This window comes from Arenimonas daejeonensis, assembly GCF_007993735.1.
GTDB lineage: Bacteria > Pseudomonadota > Gammaproteobacteria > Xanthomonadales > Xanthomonadaceae > Arenimonas > Arenimonas daejeonensis.
Genome location: NZ_CP042453.1, coordinates 2,257,159 through 2,280,684, shown reverse-complemented (window position 1 = coordinate 2,280,684; position 23,526 = coordinate 2,257,159). Strand labels below are relative to the sequence as shown.

22 protein-coding genes and 8 pseudogenes are annotated in these 23,526 nt (G+C 68.3%); 20 read left to right on the top strand and 10 right to left on the bottom strand.

The window, feature by feature from the left end; all coding sequences use genetic code 11:
* The first annotated feature begins 232 nt into the window (after positions 1-232).
* From FRZ33_RS11080 to FRZ33_RS11070, 3 genes are all read left to right on the top strand, one after another.
* Positions 233-442, top strand: coding sequence for a cold-shock protein (locus tag FRZ33_RS11080; protein WP_026816018.1), 210 nt, complete (start codon positions 233-235; stop codon positions 440-442).
* Positions 443-542: 100 nt separating this feature from the next.
* On the top strand, positions 543-1,208 hold the full coding sequence (locus FRZ33_RS11075) for a glutathione S-transferase family protein (RefSeq protein WP_146909659.1): 666 nt from the start codon (positions 543-545) through the stop codon (positions 1,206-1,208).
* A gap of 4 nt (positions 1,209-1,212) precedes the next feature.
* Positions 1,213-1,905 (top strand): NAD(P)H-binding protein, encoded by a 693-nt coding sequence (locus FRZ33_RS11070; RefSeq protein WP_227977815.1) that lies wholly within the window; start codon positions 1,213-1,215, stop codon positions 1,903-1,905.
* On the opposite strand, the pseudogene FRZ33_RS17005 reads toward FRZ33_RS11070, so the two are convergent.
* Both FRZ33_RS17005 and FRZ33_RS11060 read right to left on the bottom strand, forming a co-directional pair.
* A pseudogene (locus tag FRZ33_RS17005) lies at positions 1,902-3,044 on the bottom strand (PQQ-dependent sugar dehydrogenase). The gene FRZ33_RS11070 and the pseudogene FRZ33_RS17005 sit on opposite strands and share 4 nt — an antisense overlap.
* A gap of 21 nt (positions 3,045-3,065) precedes the next feature.
* Positions 3,066-3,677 (bottom strand): arylesterase, encoded by a 612-nt coding sequence (locus FRZ33_RS11060; protein ID WP_227977813.1) that lies wholly within the window; start codon positions 3,675-3,677, stop codon positions 3,066-3,068.
* Between the two features lie 97 nt (positions 3,678-3,774).
* On the opposite strand from FRZ33_RS11060, the gene FRZ33_RS11055 reads away from it, so the two are divergent.
* The 4 genes from FRZ33_RS11055 (at position 3,775) to FRZ33_RS16345 (ending at position 6,973) form a co-directional block, all read left to right on the top strand.
* The gene (locus FRZ33_RS11055) at positions 3,775-4,479 is read left to right on the top strand and encodes an ABC transporter ATP-binding protein (RefSeq protein ID WP_146909655.1); all 705 of its coding nucleotides are present in this window, start codon (positions 3,775-3,777) and stop codon (positions 4,477-4,479) included.
* Complete coding sequence (locus FRZ33_RS16355) at positions 4,476-4,898, top strand: hypothetical protein (RefSeq protein WP_227977812.1); 423 nt, start codon at positions 4,476-4,478, stop codon at positions 4,896-4,898. The genes FRZ33_RS11055 and FRZ33_RS16355 overlap by 4 nt, the downstream gene beginning before the upstream one ends.
* Positions 4,899-5,144: 246 nt before the next feature.
* Positions 5,145-6,533: an ABC transporter permease gene (locus FRZ33_RS16350; RefSeq protein ID WP_227977809.1), complete on the top strand. Its 1,389-nt coding sequence runs from the start codon at positions 5,145-5,147 to the stop codon at positions 6,531-6,533.
* Complete coding sequence (locus FRZ33_RS16345; RefSeq protein WP_227977807.1) at positions 6,506-6,973, top strand: FtsX-like permease family protein; 468 nt, start codon at positions 6,506-6,508, stop codon at positions 6,971-6,973. The genes FRZ33_RS16350 and FRZ33_RS16345 overlap by 28 nt, the downstream gene beginning before the upstream one ends.
* Before the next feature lie 4 nt (positions 6,974-6,977).
* Here the strand turns inward: FRZ33_RS16345 and FRZ33_RS11045 are convergent, their stop codons facing one another.
* Both FRZ33_RS11045 and FRZ33_RS11040 read right to left on the bottom strand, forming a co-directional pair.
* Positions 6,978-7,466 (bottom strand): DUF456 domain-containing protein, encoded by a 489-nt coding sequence (locus FRZ33_RS11045; RefSeq protein WP_146909653.1) that lies wholly within the window; start codon positions 7,464-7,466, stop codon positions 6,978-6,980.
* 74 nt (positions 7,467-7,540) lie between these two features.
* On the bottom strand, positions 7,541-8,047 hold the full coding sequence (locus FRZ33_RS11040; protein WP_146909651.1) for a fasciclin domain-containing protein: 507 nt from the start codon (positions 8,045-8,047) through the stop codon (positions 7,541-7,543).
* A 180-nt stretch (positions 8,048-8,227) separates the two neighbouring features.
* Here FRZ33_RS11040 and FRZ33_RS11035 point away from each other — a divergent pair, with 180 nt between their 5' ends.
* Positions 8,228-9,061, top strand: a complete 834-nt coding sequence (locus FRZ33_RS11035; RefSeq protein WP_146909649.1) for an alpha/beta hydrolase family protein — start codon at positions 8,228-8,230, stop codon at positions 9,059-9,061.
* On the opposite strand, the gene FRZ33_RS11030 is transcribed toward FRZ33_RS11035, so the two are convergent.
* A complete protein-coding gene (locus FRZ33_RS11030) occupies positions 9,051-9,449 on the bottom strand; it encodes a cytochrome c (protein WP_146909647.1) in 399 nt (132 codons plus the stop codon). The two genes, FRZ33_RS11035 and FRZ33_RS11030, sit on opposite strands and share 11 nt — an antisense overlap.
* Before the next feature lie 88 nt (positions 9,450-9,537).
* Entirely contained in the window at positions 9,538-9,996 is a 459-nt protein-coding gene (locus FRZ33_RS11025; RefSeq protein ID WP_146909645.1) for a glycine zipper 2TM domain-containing protein, read from the bottom strand.
* A gap of 112 nt (positions 9,997-10,108) precedes the next feature.
* Between FRZ33_RS11025 and FRZ33_RS11020 the strand changes: the two are divergent.
* Positions 10,109-10,898 (top strand): annotated as a pseudogene (locus FRZ33_RS11020) (tRNA threonylcarbamoyladenosine dehydratase).
* 19 nt (positions 10,899-10,917) lie between these two features.
* Here FRZ33_RS11020 and FRZ33_RS11015 read toward each other — a convergent pair.
* Positions 10,918-11,682: a TatD family hydrolase gene (locus FRZ33_RS11015; RefSeq protein WP_146909643.1), complete on the bottom strand. Its 765-nt coding sequence runs from the start codon at positions 11,680-11,682 to the stop codon at positions 10,918-10,920.
* Complete coding sequence (locus FRZ33_RS11010) at positions 11,679-11,894, bottom strand: DUF6116 family protein (protein ID WP_227977805.1); 216 nt, start codon at positions 11,892-11,894, stop codon at positions 11,679-11,681. Before FRZ33_RS11010 ends, FRZ33_RS11015 begins: the two co-directional genes overlap by 4 nt.
* A 165-nt stretch (positions 11,895-12,059) precedes the next feature.
* On the opposite strand from FRZ33_RS11010, the gene FRZ33_RS11005 reads away from it, so the two are divergent.
* The 6 genes and pseudogenes from FRZ33_RS11005 to FRZ33_RS10980 all read left to right on the top strand — a co-directional run bounded on the left by FRZ33_RS11005 (position 12,060) and on the right by FRZ33_RS10980 (position 17,946).
* Positions 12,060-12,743 carry a glycine zipper 2TM domain-containing protein gene (locus FRZ33_RS11005; protein ID WP_146909639.1) on the top strand — a complete coding sequence of 228 codons (684 nt, stop codon included), beginning with the start codon at positions 12,060-12,062 and terminating at the stop codon, positions 12,741-12,743.
* A gap of 155 nt (positions 12,744-12,898) precedes the next feature.
* A pseudogene (locus FRZ33_RS11000) lies at positions 12,899-14,061 on the top strand (acyl-CoA dehydrogenase family protein).
* A 39-nt stretch (positions 14,062-14,100) separates the two neighbouring features.
* A pseudogene (locus FRZ33_RS10995) lies at positions 14,101-14,705 on the top strand (glutathione S-transferase family protein).
* Positions 14,706-14,741: 36 nt separating this feature from the next.
* Positions 14,742-16,989 (top strand): annotated as a pseudogene (locus tag FRZ33_RS10990) (thiamine pyrophosphate-dependent enzyme).
* A gap of 56 nt (positions 16,990-17,045) precedes the next feature.
* Positions 17,046-17,459: pseudogene (locus FRZ33_RS17765) on the top strand (adenylate/guanylate cyclase domain-containing protein); the annotation flags it as partial.
* A 295-nt stretch (positions 17,460-17,754) separates the two neighbouring features.
* Complete coding sequence (locus FRZ33_RS10980; RefSeq protein ID WP_265468615.1) at positions 17,755-17,946, top strand: hypothetical protein; 192 nt, start codon at positions 17,755-17,757, stop codon at positions 17,944-17,946.
* Between the two features lie 77 nt (positions 17,947-18,023).
* Here FRZ33_RS10980 and FRZ33_RS10975 read toward each other — a convergent pair whose 3' ends face one another.
* Together FRZ33_RS10975 and ygfZ are read right to left on the bottom strand one after the other, a co-directional pair.
* A complete protein-coding gene (locus tag FRZ33_RS10975; RefSeq protein ID WP_146909633.1) occupies positions 18,024-18,926 on the bottom strand; it encodes a phosphate/phosphite/phosphonate ABC transporter substrate-binding protein in 903 nt (300 codons plus the stop codon).
* A 69-nt stretch (positions 18,927-18,995) separates the two neighbouring features.
* Positions 18,996-19,868, bottom strand: coding sequence for a CAF17-like 4Fe-4S cluster assembly/insertion protein YgfZ (gene ygfZ / locus FRZ33_RS10970; RefSeq protein WP_158637199.1), 873 nt, complete (start codon positions 19,866-19,868; stop codon positions 18,996-18,998).
* Positions 19,869-19,892: 24 nt separating this feature from the next.
* Between ygfZ and FRZ33_RS17760 the strand changes: the two genes are divergently transcribed.
* From FRZ33_RS17760 to FRZ33_RS10945, 5 genes and pseudogenes are all read left to right on the top strand, one after another.
* Positions 19,893-20,162: a DUF1674 domain-containing protein gene (locus FRZ33_RS17760; RefSeq protein ID WP_227977801.1), complete on the top strand. Its 270-nt coding sequence runs from the start codon at positions 19,893-19,895 to the stop codon at positions 20,160-20,162.
* The gene (gene sdhC / locus FRZ33_RS10960) at positions 20,147-20,521 is read left to right on the top strand and encodes a succinate dehydrogenase, cytochrome b556 subunit (protein WP_227978334.1); all 375 of its coding nucleotides are present in this window, start codon (positions 20,147-20,149) and stop codon (positions 20,519-20,521) included. Before FRZ33_RS17760 ends, sdhC begins: the two co-directional genes overlap by 16 nt.
* On the top strand, positions 20,518-20,895 hold the full coding sequence (gene sdhD, locus FRZ33_RS10955; RefSeq protein WP_146909627.1) for a succinate dehydrogenase, hydrophobic membrane anchor protein: 378 nt from the start codon (positions 20,518-20,520) through the stop codon (positions 20,893-20,895). The genes sdhC and sdhD overlap by 4 nt, the downstream gene beginning before the upstream one ends.
* 7 nt (positions 20,896-20,902) lie before the next feature.
* Positions 20,903-22,692, top strand: a pseudogene (sdhA, locus tag FRZ33_RS10950) (succinate dehydrogenase flavoprotein subunit).
* Between the two features lie 49 nt (positions 22,693-22,741).
* Positions 22,742-23,523 (top strand): annotated as a pseudogene (locus FRZ33_RS10945) (succinate dehydrogenase iron-sulfur subunit).
* Positions 23,524-23,526: the final 3 nt, after the last annotated feature.

Here is a 23,526-nt window from a genome sequence, read left to right as displayed (position 1 = left end):
CCTGGTCGGATCCGGCCGGAATCCGCCCCAAGCGCCCGAAACCATTGGCTTTCCTTCCCGGAAAGGCGTAAGGTGCCGGCGACTGTGTTTGCGAAGGGTCACTGTGAATCGTGGCCTGATGCGGTAGATCCACCGATCCGCTACATCTTTTCACCTCGCTCTCCTTGCAACCCCAGTCGCGCGGCGGAATGTTTCCGTCAGCGATTTCTTTCTTTGTTCCAAGGAGTTTCAAATGTCGGATCGTCAGATCGGTACCGTTAAGTGGTTCAACGACGCCAAGGGTTTTGGCTTCATCTCCCGTGAGAATGGCGAGGACGTGTTCGTGCACTTCCGCTCCATCCAGGGCACCGGCTTCAAGTCCCTGCAGGAAGGCCAGAAGGTCTCCTTCAAGCTCGTCAAGGGCCAGAAGGGCATGCAGGCTGACGAAGTGCAGCCGATGTAATCCCTTCGATCCGCAAGGATCGAAACCTGAACCCCGGGCAGAAACGCCCGGGGTTTTTGTTTGTGTGGCCAAGTAGTGCCGAGGCCCCGCCGGCCGTCGTATGCTTCGGGCTCCCCTGCCGCACGGAAGCCCGCATGTACACGCTGTATTTCTCCCCGGCGCCGCCAGCCTGGTGGTGCACTGGCTGCTGATCGAAACCGGCGCCAGGCACGAACTTCGCAGGCTCGATCTCGCCGCCGGCGAACACAAACGCCCGGAATACCTCAGCCTCAATCCCAACGGCGTGGTGCCGACCCTGCTCATCCACGGCGAACCGATCACCGAATCGGCGGCGCTGCTTCTGCACCTGGCCGACGCGCATCCGTCCTTCGGCCTGGCGCCGGAACCGGGCAGCGTCGAGCGCGGTCGTTATTACCAGTGGATCCTGCACCTGGCCAATACGCTGCAGCCGGCGTTCCGCACCTGGTTCTATCCGCACGAAGCGGCGGGCGAAGCGAATGCCGAAGCGGCCAAGGAACTGGCCCGCGAACGCATCGAGGCAACCTGGGACCGGATCGAGGCGCACCTGGCCAAACGCGGCCCCTACCTGCTCGGCGCCTCTGCCAGTGCTGCCGATTTCCTGCTGACCATGCTGATGCGCTGGTCGCGCAACATGCCCAGGCCTGCGACCGAATGGCCACAGCTGGCCGCGCTGGCGCAGCGCATGAAGGCACGCCCCTCGTTCCGCACCCTGTACGAGCGCGAAGGCCTCACCGAGTGGGCCTGACCTGGTGAGCTCGCCCCGGCGCGTACTGCTGGCGGGTGCCACCGGCCTGGTTGGCGCGCAGGTGCTGGATCGCCTGCTCGCGGAACCCGAGGGGCCCTGGGTACTGGCACCGGTGCGGCGTCCGCTGGCGATCGAGTCGCGACGGCTCACCCCATTCGTCGCCGACCTGGCCGACCCGGCGCAGGACGCGGCGCTGGCCGATCGGCTGCGTGCGGCCACCCCGGTGCTGGACGCTTTCATCTGCGCGCTCGGCACGACGATTCGCCGCGCCGGCAACCGCGAAGCCTTCCTGGCGGTGGATCGCGAGCTGGTGCTGCGCCTGGCGGCGATCGCGCACGGGCTGGGGGCCCGGCAGGCGATCCTGGTGTCCTCGGTCGGCGCCAGCGCACAGTCCGGCAACTTCTATCTGCGCGTGAAAGGCGAGACCGAGCGCGCGATCAGTGCCCTGGGTTTCGAGCGTGTGGACCTGCTGCGCCCCGGCCTGCTGCTGGGCGACCGCGAAGAATCGCGCCCGGGCGAATCCATCGCCAAGGTGCTTACGCCGCTGACCAATCCGCTGCTGCGCGGCCCGCTGCAGCGTTATCGCGGCATCGCCGCGGACGATGTCGCCGCCGCCGCCGTGGCGCTGCTGGACCAGGCCGGGCCCGGGCGTTTCGTGCACGAAAACGCCGGCCTGCTGGCGCTCGCCCGCGCCTAGGGTTTCGCCTTCAGTCCGACCCGCAGCAGCTTGCCGTTGGCCGCGTCGGTCAGCAGGTAGAGATAACCGTCGGGCCCGACCCGTACGTCTCGGATGCGCTCGCCGAGATCGGTTAGCAGGGCTTCTTCGCCGACCACCTTGTCGCCCTGGAGCTCGAGCCGCACCACGCGCTGGAAGGCGAGGGCGCCGACGAACAGGTCGCCTTCCCAGGCGGGGAAACGGTCCGCGGTGTAGAACGCCATCCCGCTCGGTGCGATCGATGGCGTCCAGTGGTGGATCGGTTGTTCCATGCCCGGCGCCTCAGCCTGGCCCGTGCCGATCGGCTGACCGTTGTAGTTGACGCCGTGGGTGATCACCGGCCAGCCGTAGTTGAGGCCGGCACGGGCGATGTTGAGTTCGTCGCCGCCGCGGGCGCCGTGTTCGGTCTGCCAGAGTTCGCCGCTGCCCGGGTGCAGGGCCGCGCCCTGGGCGTTGCGGTGGCCGTAGGACCAGATCGCGGCGATGGCGTCGTCGCGGCCGACGAAGGGGTTGTCGGCGGGAATGCCGCCGTCGCGCTCGATGCGGAAGATCTTGCCCTGGCCGCGGTCCAGGCGCTGCACGTTGTCCCAGTTGCCGCGGTCGCCGCTGGTGACGTACAGCCGGCCCTCGCGGTCGAACACCAGGCGCGAACCGAAATGCTGGCCGGCATCGAGCTTGGGTTCCTGGCGGAAAATCACTTCCACGCCTTCCAGGCCCGCTTCGCCCAGGCGCCCGCGGTAACCGCGGTTCCGCCGCCGCCGTCACCGGGTTCGCTGAAGCTGAAGTAGACCCAGGGGCGTGGTGGCGAAGTCGGGGTCCACCGCCACGTCCAGCAGGCCGCCCTGGCCGCGGGCATAAACCTCAGGCAGGCCGGCCAGCGGTTTGGAAACCACGCCGTCGGCATCGATTAGGCGCATGCGGCCGGTGCGCTCAGTCACCAGCCGGCGGCCATCCGGCAGGAAGGCCAGTCCCCAGGGATGTTCCAGGCCTTCGGCCACGGTGGTGACTTCCAGTTCGCCGTGCTCGCTGGGGAAGCGTTCGGCGGCCGCGGCGGCCGGTGCATCGCCCGGGCTGCAGGCGCTGAACGTCAGGGAGATGATCAGGGCAAGGCCGGTCCGCATCATTCGTACTCCTTGTCGGTCTCAGTCGAGCAGGGGTTCCAGCGCCGGCCACACGTGGTCGCGCAGGCGCGGCTGGGCCGCGGCGACCGGGTGCAGGTTGTCGGCCTGGAAGGCATCGCGGTCGGTGGCGATGGGCTCGAGGAAAAACGGCAGCAGGGCCACGGCGTGGGTTTCCGCCAGCTCGCGGTAGTTGCGCTCGAATCCCTGGGTGTACTGCGGGCCGTAGTTGGGCGGGATGCGCATGCCCAGCAGCAGCACGCGGGCACCCGATTCTTTTGCGGCGATCACCATGCGTTCCAGGTTGGCCTTGGTCTGTTCCAGGCCCAGCCCGCGCAGGCCGTCGTTCGCGCCGAGTTCGATCACGACCACATCGGGTGTGTGCCGCGCCAGTTCCGCGCCGATGCGGCTGGCGCCACCGGCCGTGGTTTCGCCACTGACACTGGCATTGGCGACCTTCAATTGCGGACGGCTGGCCGCGAGTTGCTCGGCCAGCAACGCCACCCAGCCCTGCTGCGGGCTCAGGCCGTAGGCGGCCGACAACGAATCGCCCATCACCAGCACCGTACGGGTTTCGGCCGCCTGTGCGCCGGACACAAGCAGCCCGGGCCAGACAAGTGCCAACAGCAGGGCCATGACACCCTGTTGAACCCGGGTGCGCCATGCTCCATATCCTGATTGCATCATTCCCACATCTCCATTCAAGCCCACGTCTCCGTCCAAGAGGATCACCATGGCCGACACCCACGAATCGCCCGTCCAGGCCAGCACCGAGTCCCTGCGCGCGGAAGGGCTGGGCAAGCGGGTGCCGCTGCCGTCGGGCGAGCTCACCATCCTCGATGGGGTCGGTTTTACCATCGCCAAGGGTGAAGCGGTTGCGATAGTGGGTGCCTCCGGTTCAGGAAAGAGCACGCTGCTGTCCCTGCTGGCGGGCCTGGACGTGCCCAGCGACGGCTCGGTGAAACTCGATGGCGCCGCGTTGTCGAGCCTGGACGAAGACGGCCGGGCGCGGGTGCGCGGCGAGAAGGTCGGTTTCGTGTTCCAGAGTTTCCAGCTGCTGCCGTCGCTTACGGCGCTGGAGAACGTGATGCTGCCGCTGGAGCTGCGTGGCGACGACGATGCCGAAGGCCCGGCCCGCGCGATCCTTGCCCAGGTCGGCCTGGCGGAGCGCCTGGGCCACTATCCGCGGCAACTGTCGGGCGGCGAACAGCAGCGCGTGGCCCTGGCCCGCGCCTTCGTCACCCGGCCGGCGGTGCTGTTCGCCGACGAACCCACCGGCAACCTCGACACCCAGACCGGGCAGGCCATCGTGGACCTGCTGTTCGCGCTCAACCGTGAGTCCGGCACCACCCTGGTGCTGGTGACCCACGACGAACGCCTGGCCGCGCGCTGCGACCGCATCCTGCGCCTGGCCGCCGGCCGTCTGGTGACCGCGTGAAGTGGCCGGCGCTGGCCTGGCGCCAGCTGCGCCGCGATCTTGCCGCGGGCGATGTCCGCATCCTGCTGGCGGCGATCGTGCTGGCGGTGATGGCGGTGACCTCGGTCGGTTTCGTCACCGATCGCGCGGAGCGCGCACTGGCATTGGAAGCGAACCGCCTGCTCGGCGGCGACAGCGTGCTGCGCGCCGACGAGCCGATCACCGGCGCCGTACGCGAGGCCGCGGCCGCACCGGGCCTGCAACAGACCGAGACGCTCGGCTTCCCGAGCATGATCCGCGCCGGCGATGCGCTGCGACTGGGCGAACTCAAGGCACTGGGCGAGGGTTTCCCCTGCGTGGCCGGTTCCGCGTACTTGACCCAGCCACTGGTAACGAACGCGACGCCGACGCCATCCCCGCGCCGGGTACGCTGTGGCTGAGCCGCGCCGGCGCCGACGCGCTGGACGCGCAGGTGGGCGACCGTATCGGCATCGGCAACATCGAGCTGCAGCTGGCGGCGCTGGTGGTGCAGGAACCCGATGCGGCGCTGGACTATTTCAACGCCGCGCCACGCGTGTTCCTCAACCTGGCCGACATCCCCGCCACGGGCCTGGTGCAGGAAGGCAGCCGCATCACCTATCGCCTGGTGGTGGCGGGCGAGGCGGCGGCGGTCGAACAATTCAACAATGTCGTTCGCGACAACCTCGAGCGCGCGGCAGCGGCTGGAAACCGCCGGCGAAGCGCGCCCGGAAATCCGTCGCGCGCTCGATCGTGCCGACCGGTTCCTGGGCCTGGCCGCGCTGGTGTCGGTGGTGCTCGCAGCGGTTGCGGTGGCGATGGCCGCGCGCCGCCACAGTGCCCGCCATCTGCAGGGTTCGGCGGTGATGCGCTGCCTGGGCGCCAGCCAGTCGACGCTGGTCGGCATCCATGCCGGCGAACTCCTGCTGCTGGGCCTGCTGGGCAGCGCCATCGGCGTCGCCCTGGCATTCGGGCTGCAGTGGCTGGTGGCGGACTGGCTGACCGCGGCCCTCAAGCTTTCAATCCCCGGCGCCGGCTGGCGCCCGGTCCTGGAAGGTTTCGGCGTCGGCCTGACCGTGTTGCTGGCCTTCGGCGTGCCGCCGGTGCTGGCGCTGCGGCGCGTGCCGGCGCTGCGCGTCCTGCGTCGCGACCTCGATCCCACGGAACCCAGCGCCTGGCTGGTGGCGCTGGCCGGGTTCACCGGGCTGGCGTTGCTGCTGTGGTGGAAAGCCGGCTCGGCCACGCTGGGCACGGCCATGCTGGTCGGCATCGTCGCCACGCTGGCGGTGCTGGCTGGGCTTGCCTGGATCCTGATCGTGATCCTGCGTCGCGTACGCTCGCGCCTGCGCGGCCCCTGGCGTTACGGCCTGGCCAATGTCAGTCGCCGCGCCGGGGCCAGCATCGCCCAGGTGTCGGCGCTCGGCCTGGGCCTGATGGCGTTGCTGCTGCTGACCTTCGTGCGCACCGACCTGCTGGACCGCTGGCGCAACGCCATGCCCGCGGATGCGCCCAACCGCTTCATCGTCAACGTGCAGCCGGACCAGGTCGAGGGCGTGCGCGGATTCCTGGCCGCGCAGGGCGTGTCGGAACCGGTGCTGTATCCGATGATCCGCGCCCGCCTGACAGAAATGAACGGCAAGCCGGTCAGCGGTGATGATTTCGAGGAAGGCGGCCGTGCGCGGCGCATGGCCGAACGCGAGTTCAACCTATCCTCGACCGATGTACTGCGCGACGACAATCAGATCGTCGCCGGCGAGTTCTGGACAAACCGGGTACCGGCGACACCGGAGCTGTCGGTTGAAGAAGAATTCGCCGACACGCTGGGTTGGAAGGTCGGCGACGAAGTCGCCTTCGACATCGCCGGCACCCGTTATGCCGGCCGCATCACCAGCCTGCGCAAGGTGGACTGGGAAAGTTTCCGTCCGAACTTCTTCGTGGTCGGTTCGCCGGGTTCGCTCGAGGGTTACAGCGGCAGCCACATCACCGCGGTGAAGGTGCCCAGGGGCGGACCCGCTTCACCGCCGAGCTGGTGCAGGCCTACCCGAACCTGTCGGTGATCGACGTGGACGCGGTGCTGGACCAGGTGCGCGGCACGGTGGAGCAGGTCTCGACCGTGGTCGAGGCCGTGTTCTATTTCTCTTTGGCAGCCGGTGTGCTGGTGCTGCTGGCCGCCGTCAGCGCGAGCCAGGACGAGCGCCTGCTGGAAGGCGGCGTGATGCGCGTGCTCGGCGGCAGCCGGCGCCAGCTGCGCTGGGCCCAGGTGTCCGAGTTCGCGGCGATCGGCCTGCTGTCGGGACTGGTGGCGGCGATCGCGGCAACGGTGCTCGCGGGCGTGGTGGCGAAGCAGGCGTTCGACCTGCCCTGGACACCTGACCCGGGCCTGGCGCTGACCGGCGCGGCGATCGGAACCCTGGCGGCGCTGATCGCCGGCCTGCTGGCGACCCGCCGGGTGATCTCGGCGCCGCCCTCGGTCACCCTGCGCGAGCTGCAGGGCTAGGGGCTCAGTCCACCCAGAGCGCCAGCCCGAAGATCGCCAGCATCGAGAAGGCCAGTGCCAGTTTGAGCGCGGCCCCCAGGGCCAGGCCCACCCAGGTGCCGAAGCCCACCTTCGAGGCCTCGCGCCATTCCCGGCCATGCGCCATCTCGCCGATCGCGGCGCCCACGAACGGGCCGGCGAGCAGGCCGGGGATGCCGAAGAAGATGCCGACGAAACCGCCGAGTCCCGCGCCGAACAGCGCCTTGTTCGAGGCACCCACGCGTTTTGCGCCGAGGATGCTCGACAACACGTCAACGACGATCGAGATCGCCAGCAACAAACCCAGCACCCCCAGGGTCCAGACGCCGATGCGCTGGAAACCATCGGCCCAGGCGGCCAGCAGCATGCCGGCAAACATCACCGGCAAACCGGGCAGTACCGGCAGCACGGTGCCCAGCAGGCCGACCAGGATCAGCGCCCCGGCGATCAGGTAGTACGCGGTGTGGGTGTCCATGCGCCGAGTCTATCCCGGCGCGCATGAAAAAACGGCCCGCCGCAAGGCGGGCCGTGGGCGTCCCCCGGGGCGCCTTACTCGGGCAGGATCACGGCGTCTATGACGTGGATGACCCCGTTGCTTGCGGCGATGTCGGTGGCGGTGACGTTGGCCGCGTCCACCTTGACCTTGCCGTCGAGTACCGTGATGTCGGCCGTTTCGCCGTTTACCGTAGTGGCACTGTCGAGCTTGACCACTTCGGCCGCGGTCACCTTGCCGGCGACGACGTGGTAAGTGAGGATCGCGGCCAGCTTGTCCTTGTTCTCGGGCTTGAGCAGGTCTTCGAGCGTGCCCGCCGGCAGCTTGGCGAAGGCCTCGTCGGTCGGCGCGAACACGGTGAACGGACCGTCCCCGCTGAGCGTTTCGACCAGGCCGGCGGCCTTGACCGCTGCGACCAGGGTTTCGAAGTCGGCGTTGCCGGCGGCAACGTCCACGATGGTGCCGGGCATCTTGCCGTCGTTCTCGTGGTGGCCGGCGAAAGCCGGAGTGGCGACGATGCCGGACAGCAGCACGGCGAGCAGGGATTTACGGATCAGGGTCATGGCGATTCCTTCGATGGGTGGGTGCCCTCCGGCACGACGCTACATTGCATGCCGTGCCGTCGTGGCCGTGTCGCTGGCGCGTCAATGGCGGGTGCATTCCACGTAAAGTTGGCGTGATTCGCCATGCCGGCGTCACCGTCGAGCCGCTATGCTCGCGGCTGTCCCAGCGGGTGCGTGACGATGACCCCGACCGAACTTCCCGTGGCCGCCGCCGATGGCCACAGCTTCCGCCTGCGCCGCCACGGGCAGGGGGTACGCGGCCTGTTCTGGATTCCGGCGCTGGGTGTGCCGGCGCAGAAATACGATGCCTTCGCCGAGACCCTCGCCGCGGCCGGCGTTCCCTGCGTGGTGCACGAATGGCGCGGCATGGGCAGCAGCTCGTTGCGGGCCCGGCGTGGCGTGGACTGGGGTTATGCAGAACTGTTGCGCCAGGACCTGCCGGCGGCGTTGGCCGCGCTCGATCCGCAGGTGCAATGGAGCTTCGGCGGCCACAGCCTGGGCGGACAGCTCGCGGCGATGCTGGCGGCGTTGCACCCGGAGCGTTGCCATGGCCTGTTGTTGGTGGCGAGTGGTGTGCCGGAGGCGGCGACTTTCCGCGGACGGCAGCGTTTCGGCGTCGGCCTGTTCGCGCACGTGCTGCCGGTGCTGACGGCCTTGGCCGGGTATTACCCGGGCCATCGCCTGGGTTTTGCCGGCCGCGAGGCGGGGCAGGTGATGCGTGACTGGGCCGCCACCGTGCGCAGCGGCCGGTACCTTGCCTACGGCGGTGAACGCCCGATGGATGAGGTGCTGTCCCGATTCGGCCGGCCGGTGCTGGGCCTGCGCCTGACGGGCGACTGGCTGGTCCCCGAAGCCTCGCTGCGCAAACTGCTGGCGAAACTGGGACCTGGCGTACACACGGTGGAGAACATGGACGAAGCGCAATTGGGCGCCTTGGCCGATCACTTCCGCTGGATGCGCCACCCGGTCGCGGTCGCGGCGCGTATCGCCGCGTGGATGCGGATCAGTTCTTGAAGTCGCGGTGGCAGTCCTGGCAGGCCCCGCCAATCCGGTCCACCACCACGCCGGCCGCCGTGCAATCCGCCGGCGGCGCCGCCAGGGCGGCATCGAGCGCGGCGCGAAGCTGCGAGGCGTGCGAGACGAAACGTTCGTCGTCCTGGGTCGGCAGGAAGGCCGGCTCCAGGTCGTTGCCCAGGCGACGCAGGGTCTGCAGGCGCGGCGTCAGGTCGCTGGCGCTGCAGCGGTTCTGCTTGAGCGAGGACTGAAGCCCCTTCATCTGGGCGCCCATCACGGCCATGACGCCATTGGGGTAGGCCGTGCCCTGGCGCAGGGCGTTCATGCCGATCAGGGTGGCGGCGAAACCGACGAACAGCCCGATCAGGACCAGGATCAACGAACGCATGCACTACTCCGGACTGGAAAAAACCGCCGTGACGATATCACGGCGGTTTTTCCCGGGCGATCCCGGACCGGGCCCGGGCCTTGCCGGATCAGCGCAGCGGGGTGAGGCGGGTTCCGTCCACGCGCACATAGGCGCCGACGCGGATGTCATTGCCCAGGCTGTTGCGGTTGATCACGAGGCGGCGACCATCGTCCATGCGGACATGGATGTCGTAGGTCTCTTCGTTCATCTTGTTTTCGATGGCATTGCCGGCGACCGCGCCCGCGACTGCGCCCGCGACGGTGGCAGTGTTTTCCTTGCCCTGGCTGCCGTGCTTGGGGATCTCACGGGCGGCGACCGCGCCCACCAGGCCACCCAGCACCGCGCCGGTGCGGCTGTTGCTGCGGGCCCCATAGACGGTTTCGATGCGTTCGATCTGGCCGCAGTCGTAGCAGCGCTGCGGCTGGGAGTAACCGCTGTTGTAGCCATAACCCGACGGACGCGGCTGGCTTGCGCAGGCGGCAAGGGTGGTGGCCAGGGCGGCGGCGATCAGCAGTTGGCTCTTCATGGCGTGCTCCGAGGGGTGGACTTTCGGGTCCGACCCTAGGCGGGAGCGCCTGAACCGGTGCCGACCAGGCGGCCCACGGTTGCGGACCGGTTCATGCGCCTAAAATGCCGGCATGACTTCTGCACAGCAAGCGCGTTTCGCCGGCATCGACCGGCTGTATGGCCGCGGCGCGGCCAAATCCCTTTGGGGCGGCCCAGGCCTGCGTGGTCGGGCTGGGCGGCGTGGGTTCCTGGGCGGTCGAAGCCCTCGCGCGCAGCGGCGTCGGCCGGCTCGTGCTGATCGATGCCGACGAGGTCTGCGTCAGCAACACCAACCGCCAGTCGCATGCGCTGGAAGGCCAATACGGCCGTGGCAAGGGCGAGGTGCTGGCCGAACGCTGCCGGGCGATCAACCCTGGGATCGAGGTCGAAGTGGTGCCGCAATTCCTGCTGCCGGCCAACCTGGAATCACTGCTCGACCGCGGCCACGACGTCGTGCTGGATGCCTGCGACAGCTTCCGCAGCAAGCTGGAGATGATCGCCTGGTGCCGGCGCCGCAAGTTGCCGATCGTGGTCTGCGGTTCGGCCGGCGGCCGCACCGACCCGACCCTGGTGCGCGTGCGCGATCTGTCGCGTACCGAACAGGACGCGCTGCTGGCCCTGGTCCGCAAGCAGCTGCGCCAGACCTTCAGGTTCCCGCGCAATCCGGACCGCTATTTCGGCGTGCCGGCGGTGTATTCGCTGGAGAACGTGAAGTACCCGCAGGGCGACGGCACGGTCTGTGGCGTGCGGCCCAAGCTGGGTGCCGACGCCGCTCTCAAGCTCGACTGCGGCGCAGGACTGGGGGCTGCCACCCACGTCACGGGGGCTTTCGGATTCGCGATGGCCGGCAAGGCCATCGAACTGCTGCTCAAACGAGCCTGAAGCATCCGACGGCCCGGCTTCAGGGCCCGAACAGGCGGATGGCATTGGCCGTGGTCGCCGCCGCGATCTCGCCCGGGTCAACGCCGCGCAGAGCCGCCACGGTGCGCAGGACTTCGCCGATGCGGGCCGGCTCGTTGCGCTGCCCGCGGTGGGCGACGTCGGGCTGGTCCGGGGCATCGGTTTCAAGAAGAAGGTGTTCGATCGGCATGGTCGCGACGGTCCGGCGCAGTCGCTGGGCACGCTCGAAGGTTATCGGCCCGCCGATGCCGAGGTGGAAACCGAGCTCGAACAGTTGCCGCGCCTGTTCCTCGCTGCCCGACCAGCTGTGCACGACGCCGCGCAGGCCGCCGGTGCGGCGCAGCGCGGCGATCACCTCGTCAACCGCACGGCGTGCATGCAGCACCACCGGCAGGTCGTGTTCCCGCGCCAGCGCCAGCTGGCCGTGGAAGTAGTCGCGCTGTGCCTGCGGGTCCAGCCCCTCGACGAAAAAATCCAGGCCACATTCGCCGACCGCGGCAGGGCGTTCACGCACCAGCCAGTCCGCCAGTTCGTCCAGGTGCCCGGGCTGGTGCCGGTCGAGGAACATCGGATGCAGACCATAGGCCGGACGCAGGCCGGGATCGGCGGCACAGATATCGCGCAGTTTCTCCCAGCCCGACCGGTCCACGGCCGGCACCAGCTGGCAAGCCACACCGGCGCCGCGTGCACGCGCGAGCACCTGGTCGCGGTCGGGGTCGAACTCCGGCGCGTCCAGATGGCAATGGCTGTCATAGAGCAGGATCATTCGCGGCGCGATTCTCGATCAATGACCTGGCCAGCCGGTGGCGGGGGCGGTGCCTCCGGCACGCGCCAGCTGGCCAGCACCAGCGTGGCCAGGGCGGTCACGATCTCGTCGATGAAGGGGATCGGATCGAAGGGCCAAAGCCAGCTGATCAGCATCAGCATCAGCGTGATCTTGAAAAGTGTGGGGAAACGAAGCCGGCTGGCGAAGCCCACCAGCGGGCCGGTCAGGGGTGCGTCATGGAGGACTCCCGGGGGACAGGCGTTGACGTGAAATTAGCATGACGGCTTCGGACTTTGGCTTAGGCTTCCGTTCAGGCGGACTGGCACAGGCTGCCAGCGCGATGACGGCCACCCCGTCGCCACAAAGAGGACTAGATCATGAACAAGACAGTATTGGCCGTGCTGGCCGGCGTGTTGGTCGGTGGCGGCGCCATAGCCGCCTACCAGAGCCTTTCCACCCCCTATGCGGATGTGGTGTCGTCCACTCCCATCACCGAGAAGGAACCCATCTACGGTGACGTTCTTTCCTCCACCGCCGTCACCGAGACGCGCACCGGCTCGCGCCAGGTCTGCGAGGACGTCGCGGTCGAGAAACGCGAGCCGGAACGTTTCGGCAACAAGGATGGCGCCGTGGTCGGCGCGGTCGTCGGTGGCCTGCTCGGCAGCCAGGTAGGCGGCGGCAGCGGCAAGAAGGTGGCGACGGTAGCGGGCGCGGTTGCCGGCGGTTTCGCCGGTCGCGAGATCGACGAGCGCCACACGGGCGGCAAGAAGTACACCGAGATCGAGCAGCAGTGCCACACCGTCACCGAGCCGCGCGAGGAAGTGATCGGCTACGACGTCCAGTACCGCAGCGAGGGCGAGGTTTCGACCACGCGCGTGGACAAGAAGCCCGGCGCGCAGATCCTGCTGGGAGAGCGTGACAAGGTGGTCGGTTACGACGTCACCTGGCGCTACAAGGACCAGACCGGTTCGCTGGTGATGGACGAGGATCCGGGCGACCGCCTTCCGATCGAAAACGGCGTGATCGCCGTGGCGGCCAAGGATACGCCGCCGCAGGGTTGACCCCGGCCTTCACGCGTGACCCCTGGAAGGGCCGGCGAAAGCCGGCCCTTCCTCATTGCCGGACGGGTCCGGGGCTGGGGCTGGGGTGGGGTGCTCCCGCGGCCGCCGAGGGGCTAAAATGCCGGACTTTCCCCGCCGACCGCAGACCCGCTCCCATGGCCCTGAATCCGACCGACCTGTTCGACATCCGTTCGCTGCTCTCGGAAGAGGAGCGCATGATCCAGGACAGTGTCGCGCGCTTCACCGACGAACGCGTGCTGCCGATCATCGGCGATGCCTTCGACCAGGCCCGGTTTCCGAAGGAGCTCATTCCCGAAATCGCGGCGATGGGCCTGCTCGGTTCGTCGCTGCCCGAGAAGTACGGCTGCGCCAACCTCAACGCCGTCAGCTACGGCCTGATCTGCCAGGAACTCGAGCGCGGCGATTCCGGCATCCGCAGCTTCGTCTCGGTGCAGAGCTCGCTGTGCATGTATCCGATCTACGCCTACGGCAGCGAAGAACAGCGTTTGCAGTACCTGCCGGGCATGGCACGCGGCGAGATCATCGGCTGCTTCGGCCTGACCGAACCGCACGGCGGTTCCGACCCGGCCAACATGAAGACTGTCGCCAAGAAGGACGGCGGCGACTGGGTCATCAACGGCGCCAAGATGTGGATCACCAACGGCGGCGTCGCCGACATCGCCATCGTCTGGGCGCAGACCGACGAGGGCATCCAGGTTTCATCATCCCCAAGGGCACGCCGGGCTTCGCCACCCAGGACGTGCACCGCAAGATGAGCCTGCGCGCCTCGGTCACCTCGGCGCTGTTCTTCGATTCCGTGCGCGTGCCGGACAGCCAGCGCCTGCCGAACGTCAAGGGCCTCAAGGGTCCGCTGGGCTGCCTGAGCCAGGCGCGTTACGGCATCACCTGGGGCCCGATCGGCGCCGCCATCGCCAGCTACACCTCGGCGCTGGAATATTCGAAGGAACGCATCCTGTTCGGCCGTCCGATCGCCGCGACCCAGGCGGTGCAGCTCAAGCTCGCCGACATGGCCCGCCGCATCACCCTGGCGCAGCTGCTGTCGCTGCAGCTCGGCCGCCTGAAAGACGCCGGCACGCTGCAGCATTCGCAGGTCTCGCTGGCCAAGTGGAACAACTGCCGCATGGCGCTGGACATCAGCCGCGAGGCGCGCGACATCCTCGGCGGCGCCGGCATCACCACCGAACACCCGCCGATCCGCCATGCGCTCAACCTCGAGTCGGTCATCACCTACGAAGGCACAGAAACCGTGCACCAGCTGGTGATCGGCCGCGAAGTCACCGGCATCAACGCGTTCTGATGGCGACGGTCCGGCCCCGGCCGGACCGAAGGGGCAGGGATGGTCACCGTTTACGGCATGAAGGCCTCGGGCAACTGCTACAAGGTGCAGTTGCTGCTGGAGTTCCTCGGCCAGCCTTGCCGCTGGGTCGAGATCAACAGTGCCGCGGGCGAGACCCGCACGCCGGAGTTCCTGGCCAAGAACGCCAATGGCCGCGTGCCGCTGCTCGAGCTCGAGGACGGCCGCCGGCTGGCCGAGTCGAACGCCATCCTGTGTTTCCTGGCCGAGGGTTCGCCTTTCCTGCCCAGGGACGGCTTCGCCCATGCCCAGGTGCTGCAGTGGCTGTTCTTCGAGCAGTACAGCCACGAACCCTACATCGCCGTGGCGCGTTTCATCAGCGGCTGGTTGCCCGAAGACCACCCGCGCCGCGCCGACCTGCCGCGCCTGCGCGAGCGCGGCCACCAGGCGCTGGCGGTGATGGAACAGCACCTGTCGCAACACGACTGGTTCGTCGGCACCCGCTGCACCGTCGCCGACATCGCGCTTTACGCCTACACCCACACGGCCGCCGACGGCGGTTTCGACCTGGCGGCCTATCCGGCGCTGCGCGCCTGGCTGGCGCGGGTCCCGAGGCCCAGCCGCGTTTCGTGCCGCAGACCCATTGATCCCCGAGACCCGAATCCCATGTCCGCCGTCGCCCCCTGATTCCCGCCCGCCAGAAAGACGTCAACCGCGCCAAGGTCTGCGACGACAACTTCGTCGAGTTCGTGAAGGGCTGGAATGGCCGTCCGGAACCGCGCCCGGCGCCGCACGAGGCGGTGATCGAGGGCAGTGCCTGCACCGCCGCCGACTTCCTCGATCTGTTCGAATCGCAGCTGGTGTCGCGCCACCTCGACCTGATGGCGCGCGTGCTGCGGGTGCAGCAGAAGGTGTTCTACACCATCGGTTCCTCGGGCCACGAGGGCAATGCGATGGTCGCGCGGCTGACGCGCCATACCGATCCGGCCTTCCTGCACTACCGCTCCGGCGGTTTCATGGCCGAACGTTTCCGCAAGCTGCCCGGCATGGACCCGGTGATGGATTCGGCGCTGAGTTTCGCCGCCAGCAGCGAGGACCCGATCTCCGGCGGCCGACACAAGGTCTGGGGCAGCAAGCCGCTCTGGGTGCTGCCGCAGACGTCCACCATCGCTTCGCACCTGCCCAAGGCCCTGGGCACCGCCATCGCCATCGAACAGGCGCGCCGCATCGGCCATGCGCTGCCGATTCCCGATGATTCGATCGCGATCTGCTCGTTCGGCGACGCCTCCAGCAACCACGCCAGCGCCCAGACCGCGTTCAACACCGCGCAGTGGACCGCCTACCAGAAGCTGCCGGCGCCTGTGCTGTACGTGTGCGAGGACAATGGCATCGGCATCTCGGTGAAGACGCCGGGCGGCTGGATCGCCAATGCCTTCCGCAACCGCGACGGCCTGGACTACTTCTACGCCGACGGCCTCGACATCGCCGAAGGTTACGGCCAGGTGCAGGCCGCAGTGGACCATTGCCGCCGCACGCGCCGGCCGACCTTCCTGCACCTGCGCACGACGCGCATCATGGGCCACGCCGGCACCGACTTCGAGATCGAATGGCGCAGCTTCGAGGAACTGATGGCGGTCGAGGCCAGCGACCCGCTGCTGCGTTCGGCGCAGATCGCACTGCAGTCGGGCCTGATGGGCAAGGACGAGCTGCTGGCCAAGTACGAGGCCATGCGCCAGCGCTGCTTCGCCGCCGCCGACGAGGCCGACCGCAGGCCCAAGCTCACCGACCTGGCCGAGGTGATGCGCCCGCTGGCGCCGTACACGCCGGACAGGGTGGCCGCCGAAGCCGCCCGCAGCGACTACGCCGACAAACGCCTGGCCGTGTTCGGCAGTGAGGCCAAACTGCCCGAGAACCAGCCGCCCAAGCACCTGGCGATCCAGATCAACCAGGCCCTGCACGACCTGTTCTGCAAATATCCCGAGACCTTGTTGTTCGGCGAGGACGTGGCGCAGAAGGGCGGCGTGTACACGGTCACCAAGGGCCTGCACAAGGCGTTCAAGAACGCCCGCGTGTTCAACACCCTGCTGGACGAAACCATGATCCTGGGCCTGGCCCAGGTTACGCCAACATGGGCCTGCTGCCCATGCCCGAGATCCAGTACCTGGCGTATTTCCACAACGCCTGCGACCAGATCCGCGGCGAAGCCTGCAGCCTGCAGTTCTTCAGCAACGGCCAGTACCGCAATCCGATGGTGATGCGCATCGCCTCGCTGGGTTACCAGCGCGGGTTCGGCGGCCATTTCCACAACGACAACTCGATCACCGCGTTGCGCGACATCCCGGGCCTGGTGGTTGGCTGCCCGAGCCGCGGCGACGATGCCGCCACCATGCTGCGCACGATGATGGCCCTGGCCAAGGTCGACGGCCGCGTCTGCGCCTACCTCGAGCCGATCGCGCTCTACATGGCCAAGGACCTTTACGAGGCCGGCGACGGCCAGTGGCTGACCAGCTACCCGCCGGTCGACCAGGCCATGGTGCTGGGCGAGGAACGCGTGTACTGCCCGGAAGCCCGCGACCTGGTGATCTTCAGCTTCGGCAACGGCGTGCCGATGAGCCTGCGCGCGGCCCGCGAGATCGAGCGCAAACACGGCTGGAAGGTGCGCGTGGTGGACCTGCGCTGGCTGCAGCCGCTGAACGACGCCGCCATCGCCCGCCATGCCGGCGAATGCGCCCGAATCCTGGTGGTGGACGAGGGCCGGCGTTCGGCCGGCGTGGGCGAGGGCATCATCACCGCGGTGGTCGAGGCCGGCCACGGCGCCAAGCCGCTGCGCCGCGTGGTCGGCCAGGACACCTATACGCCGCTGGCCGGCGCCGCGTTCCTTATATTCCGGCGGACGCGGACATCGTCGCGATGGCCGCGGAACTGGCCTGAAACCGTTGGGGGAATCAACGCATGACGCTGCCGACGCCATCGCCTAGACTCCCCGCATGAGCCAGTCGCGCCCCCAGACCATCCTGTTCGCCGACGTCAGCGGCAGCACGCGGCTGTTCGAGACCAAGGGCGACCAGGAAGCCCGCCGCCTGATCGCGGCGGTGCTCGGGGCCCTGAGCAAGATCTGCCAGCAACACGGCGGCCGCGTCATCAAGACCATCGGCGACGAGATCATGTGCACCTTCCCGGGCGCGCTGAACGGCGTGCTGGCGGCCTGCGACATGCAGCGGCGCATGGGGCGCGACATCGAATTCGTGCGCGACAGCCTGGCGGTGCGCATCGGCCTTCACCATGGCGATGCCCTCGAGGAGGACGACGGCGACGTCTATGGCGATGCGGTCAATACCGCCGCGCGCATGGCCTCGCTGGCCAAGCGCGAGCAGGTGGTCACCACCGCCGCCACCTACGACAGCCTGAGCGGCAAGATCCCCGAGGCGCGCAGCCTGGGCAAGGCCCGGGTCAGCGGCAAGCTGCTGCCGATCGAGATCGTGGACCTGGTCTGGCAGGAGGACACCTCCGGCATGACCATGGTGCAGAGCGCGATCCGCAGCACCGAGGCCGGCGGCGAGGAAGTGGCGACGCTGAGGCTGCGCCACCGCGCCCAGCAGGTCGAACTGGACGCGCATTCGCAGCCCTTCAGCATGGGCCGCGAGCCGGGCAACAACCTTTATGATCGAGGCCGACTGGGTCAGCCGCACCCACGCCATGATCGAATACAAGCGCGGCCACTTCATGATCGCCGACCGCTCCACCAATGGCACCTACGTGCGCATCGGCGACGACGACGAGATCAAGGTGCACCGCGACGAGCTGCACCTGCGCAAGGCCGGCACCATCAGCCTGGGCCAGAGCTTCGGCGTCAACACCGGCGACATCATCTATTTCGAGGCGGACTGACCGGCGTCGTCCGTCCGCGCAATGAAAAAAAGCCGGCGGATTCCGCCGGCCTTTCGTTTGTGGCGATCGCTGCGCCGTCAGTTGTCGGCCTGGACCTCGATGCCGCCGGTGATTTCCTCGTCATCGAGGGCTTCGTCGGTCTCCGGCTCCGGCTCCGGTTCCGGCGTCGCCGAGGCGGGCTTGGCCTTGTAGCCGAACACGCCGCGCAGCAGGCTCTCGTTGCCGGCGTATTCCTCGGCCGTGGCAACCACGAACTGGCTGGCGCCGAGTTCGACCAGCACCTCGTACAGCGCATCGTCCTGGTGCAGCTTCAGCATCGCTTCCGACACCGCCGCGCGCACGTCGGCCGGCACGGTGCCGCCGGCGCTCAGGGCGCGGCCGGTGAACTCGCGCGATTCCGACACCGCCACCAGGTTCGGATACAGCTGGGCGATGTAGTTGGGCACCATCGCCGCCTCGCTTTCCTGCGCGAAGACCATCTCGACGCCGTCGCGCCAGTTCGAGGCCACCGACTGGATTTCGGGCTGGGCGATCGGGTTCTTGTACAGCTCGCCCAGCAGCAGGTAACCCAGGCTCGGCGCCGGCATGCTCACCACGCGGTAGCCGATCAGGCCGGGCACGCCGCCCTCGGCGACCGGCGCATCGGCCAGCAGCGTGTAGCGGGTGGCCTCGGCGACGCGCACCAGCGGCGTGAAGCCGAGGCGGTCGATGCGGTAGTCGGTGAAATGCGCTTCCTCGAACGCGAAGTCGGTCTTGGCGTTCGAACGCAGGTCGCGCCAGTAGACGTGGTAGTTGGTCGCGGTCTTGAGGATGAAACGATGGCCGGTGGAGCGGGACAGGTAGTCCAGCAGCGGCTTGTAGACCTGTTGCGCCTGCGCCGGCGGGTAGTTGGGTTCGACCGCCAGGGTGTAGTCGGCCGCCATGGACGGCGCCGCGAGCAAGGAAAATACAAGGGCCGCAAGGCCTTGGCTAAGCTTCATAAGTGGACTCCTCCCGTGGCGGCCGGTATAGCAGACATCCCGCGTTGCCGCCAAATCGTGACGTCCGTCTCAGGACGGGCGGGCCAGGCCGCCCAGCAAGGGAAGTCGCCGGCAATGGCGGTCCCCGGTCGCCAACACATCGGGCGCATCCGAGGCGAGTACCGCCAGGCCTTCGTGACCTGCGGCGTCACTGCAGACCAGGCTGCCCACCGTGACGCCTGCGCCTTCAACGGACATGCCCGGTCTGAGCGCCTGGCCTTCCAGCCGGACCAGCCCACGCTTGGCCTGCCCCAGATAATGGGTCCGGGCCACGATTTCCTGCCCCGGATAACAGCCCTTCTTCAGGCTGAAGGCCGACAGGCGGCCGAGCGACAGCATCTGCGGGGTCCAGGCCTCGACGGCCTCCGCCGGCAGGCGCGGCAGGCCATGGGCGAGGTCGGCGGCGAACCAGGCGCGATCGATGCCGGCATCGGGCGGGGCCAGCGCAGGGTGCGAGGCCGGCAGCAACCACAGCGTACGTGCGCCACCGTCGCCACCGAAGTCCAGTGCCCAGCCTTCGACGGCATCCCCCAGGGCCAGGTCCGGCGCCGGCAGCGTGGCCTGCGGGCCCGCCGCGGCCACCATGTCGTCGGCCGTCCTCAGGCTGAGCTTGCTGCGGAATACGAAACGCTGCAGACGCTGGCGCAGGTCGTCGGCGGGAAAATCGGGGAGCACCGCCAGGAAATGATCAGGCGCCACGCGCAGCAGCACGAACAGCGCGACGACCCGGCCCTTGGGCGTCAGCCAGCCATTCCATTGCCATTGGCCGGGGGTCAGCGTGGCGACATCGTTCATCGCCTGCGCCTGCAGGAAGGCGGCGGCATCGGCGCCCCGGATGTCGAGCACGCCGAAGCCCGACAGGGCAGGGCAGGACGCCGCGGGCAGATTTGTCTTGAACGTCATGGGGGTGGGACTTAACATTGCCGCATGGCGACCGAGCCGAGAATCATAGGCGAAACAGCGTCTCCCACCGAGTCCGTACCCGGCCCCGAGGGAGTTCCGGTTTCCCCGTCGCCCCCGGCCGGCCGCGAGATCGGCGGTCGCGACGGCCCGGAACCCACCCGTTATGGCGACTGGGAAAAAACGGCCGCTGCATCGACTTCTGACGCGCCGCACACGCCGCGCCCCCACACTCCACCGATAACGAGACGAACGCAGCCCATGGCGACGCCAAAAGACCGCTGTCCCCCTTCATGATCGGCCCGTACTACCGGCCGCAGCTCACCAGCATGATGTCCTTCGCGCATCGCGCCACCGGCGTGGCGTTGGCCGTGGGCGCACTGGTGCTGGCGGCCTGGCTGGTGGCCGCCGCCGGCAGCGCCGAGGCTTACGCCGCCTTCGCGGCCTGCCTGGGCTCGCCGGTCGGCAAGCTGGGGCTGTTCGCCTTTTCAGCGTCCCTGGTCTACCACTTCCTCAATGGCATCCGGCACCTGTTCTGGGACGCCGGCCATGGCTACGAAATTCCCAAGGCCTATGCCAGCGGCTACGCCGTGCTGGCGCTGTCGGTGCTGCTGACCGCCGCGCTCTGGTGGTTCGCGCTGGGAGGTGTGGCATGAGCCTCGTCAATCCGCTGGCCCGCGCCAAGGGCCTGGGTTCCGCGAAGGATGGCACCGGCCACTGGTGGTCGCAGCGACTCACCGCGGTCGCACTGGCCCTGCTGACGCCCTGGTTCGTGGTGTTCGCGGTCGGCCTGCTCGGTGCCGACCAGGCCACGGTGCGCCTGGCCATCGCCCAGCCCTTCACCGCGACCCTGCTGGCCGCCTTCGTGCTCTCGCTGTTCTGGCACGCGCAGCTCGGAATGCAGGTGGTGGTCGAGGACTACATCCACGGCGCGCTGGAAGTGGTGCTGCAGATCGCCATCAAGTTCGCGTACGCGCTGGCGGCCATCGCCTCCCTGCTGGCCATCGGCCGCATCGTCTTCACTGCCTGAGCCCGCCATGACCACTGCCTACAAGATCCACGAACACACCTACGACATGGTCGTCGTCGGTGCCGGCGGCGCCGGCCTGCGCGCCACTTTCGGCCTGGCCCAGAAGGGCCTGAAGACCGCCTGCATCAGCAAGGTGTTCCCGACCCGTTCGCATACCGTGGCGGCGCAGGGCGGCATTTCCGCCGCGCTGGGCAACATGGGCGAGGACGACTGGCGCTTCCACTTCTACGACACCATCAAGGGTTCGGACTGGCTGGGCGACCAGGACGCGATCGAATACATGTGCCGCGAGGCCATCCCGGCGGTGATCGAGCTCGAGCACCAGGGCGTGCCGTTCTCGCGCACCGAAGACGGCAAGATCTACCAGCGCCCGTTCGGCGGCATGACCACGCACTATGGCAAGGGCACCGCCCAACGCACCTGCGCCGCTGCCGACCGCACCGGCCACGCCATGCTGCACACGCTGTACCAGCAGTCGCTGGCGCACTCGGCCGAGTTCTTCATCGAATACTTCGCGCTCGACCTGATCATGGATGCCGACGGCGCCTGCCGCGGCGTGCTGGCGCTGGACATGGCCTCGGGCGAACTGCATCTGTTCCGCGCCCAGGAACGGTGCTGGCCACCGGCGGATATGGCCGCGCCTACTTCAGCGCCACCTCGGCCCATACCTGCACCGGCGACGGCGGCGGCATGGCGCTGCGCGCCGGCCTGCCGCTGCAGGACATGGAGTTCGTGCAGTTCCACCCGACCGGCATCTACGGCGCCGGCTGCCTGATCACCGAGGGTGTTCGTGGCGAGGGCGGCATCCTGCGCAACTCCAACGGCGAACGTTTCATGGAGCGCTACGCGCCCAACGCCAAGGACCTGGCCTCGCGCGACGTGGTGTCGCGCTCGATGACCATCGAGATCCGCGAAGGCCGCGGCGTGGGCCCGAAGAAGGACCACATCCACCTCGACCTGACCCACCTCAATCCGGCCGACATCCACGAGAAGCTGCCCGGCATCGCCGAGACCGCCAAGGTCTTCGCCGGCGTCGACGTCACCAAGCAGCCGATCCCGGTGCTGCCGACCGTGCACTACAACATGGGCGGCCTGCAGACCAACTACCACGGCGAAGTCGTGACGCTGAAGAACGGCAACCCCGACACCGTCGTGCCGGGCCTGTACGCGATCGGCGAAGCCGCCTGCGTGTCGGTGCACGGCGCCAATCGCCTGGGTTCGAACTCGCTGCTCGACCTGGTGGTGTTCGGCCGCGCCGTGGCCAACCGCTGCGCCGAGACGATCAAGCCCGGCGCGATGCAGCCTTCGCTGGCGCCCTCGGCCTGCGACAAGTCGCTGGCCAACCTCGACAAGCTGCGCCACGCCAAGGGCGGCCTGTCGACGGCGCAGGTGCGCGACGACATGCAGCAGGCCATGCAGGGACATGCCGCGGTGTTCCGCACAGCGGAGACGCTGCAGCAGGGCGTGGACAAGATCAAGCAGGTGTTCCAGTCCTTCGCCGACGTGCGCGTGAGCGACCGTTCGCTGATCTGGAATTCGGACCTGATCGAGACGCTGGAACTGCAGAACCTGCTGGGCCAGGCCGTGGCCACCATGGTCTCGGCCGAGAACCGCAAGGAATCGCGCGGCGCCCACGCCCGCGAGGACTACCAGGACCGCGACGACGTCAACTGGCACAAGCACACCATCTGCTGGGTGGACGAGGCGGGCAAGACCACCCTCGACTACCGCCCGGTGCACATGTACACGCTGAGCAAGGACGTCGACGTGGTGCCTCCGAAGGCGCGCACGTACTGAGGCACCCACGCCCGTCCGCGGGCCCAGGCACCGAACCGAGAAGCGAACAATGGCTGAGTTCTCCCTCCCGAAAAATTCCAAGGTCACCAAGGGCAAGCACTTCGCCGCCGCCGGCGCGAAGAACGTGCGTACCTTCAAGGTCTACCGCTGGAACCCGGACGACACCGCGAACCCGCGCACCGACACCTACGAAGTCGACATGGACTCGTGCGGGCCGATGGTTCTCGACGCGCTGATCAAGATCAAGAACGAGATCGACCCGACGCTGACCTTCCGCCGGTCCTGCCGCGAGGGCATCTGCGGTTCCTGCGCGATGAACATCGACGGCACCAACACCCTGGCCTGCACCCGCGCCATCGACGAGTGCGGCAAGAAGGAAGTGCCGATCTACCCGCTGCCGCACATGCCGGTGATCAAGGACCTGGTGCCGGACCTGAGCCACTTCTACGCCCAGTACGCCTCGATCAAACCCTGGCTGCGCACCCAGAGCGCCGCGCCCGCCAAAGAGCGCCTGCAGTCGAAGGAAGACCGCGCCAAGCTCGACGGCCTGTACGAATGCATCCTCTGCGCCTGCTGCAGCACCAGCTGCCCGAGCTACTGGTGGAACGGCGACCGTTACCCAGCCCGGCGATCCTGCTGCAGGCCTACCGCTGGATCGTGGATTCGCGCGACGAGGACACCGGCGCCCGGCTGGACGACCTCGAGGATCCGTTCAAGCTGTACCGCTGTCACACGATCATGAACTGCGCCCGGACCTGCCCGAAGGGCCTGAACCCGGCCAAGGCCATCGGCGAGATCAAGAAGCTGATGCTGCAGCGGCGGGGCGCGTAAACC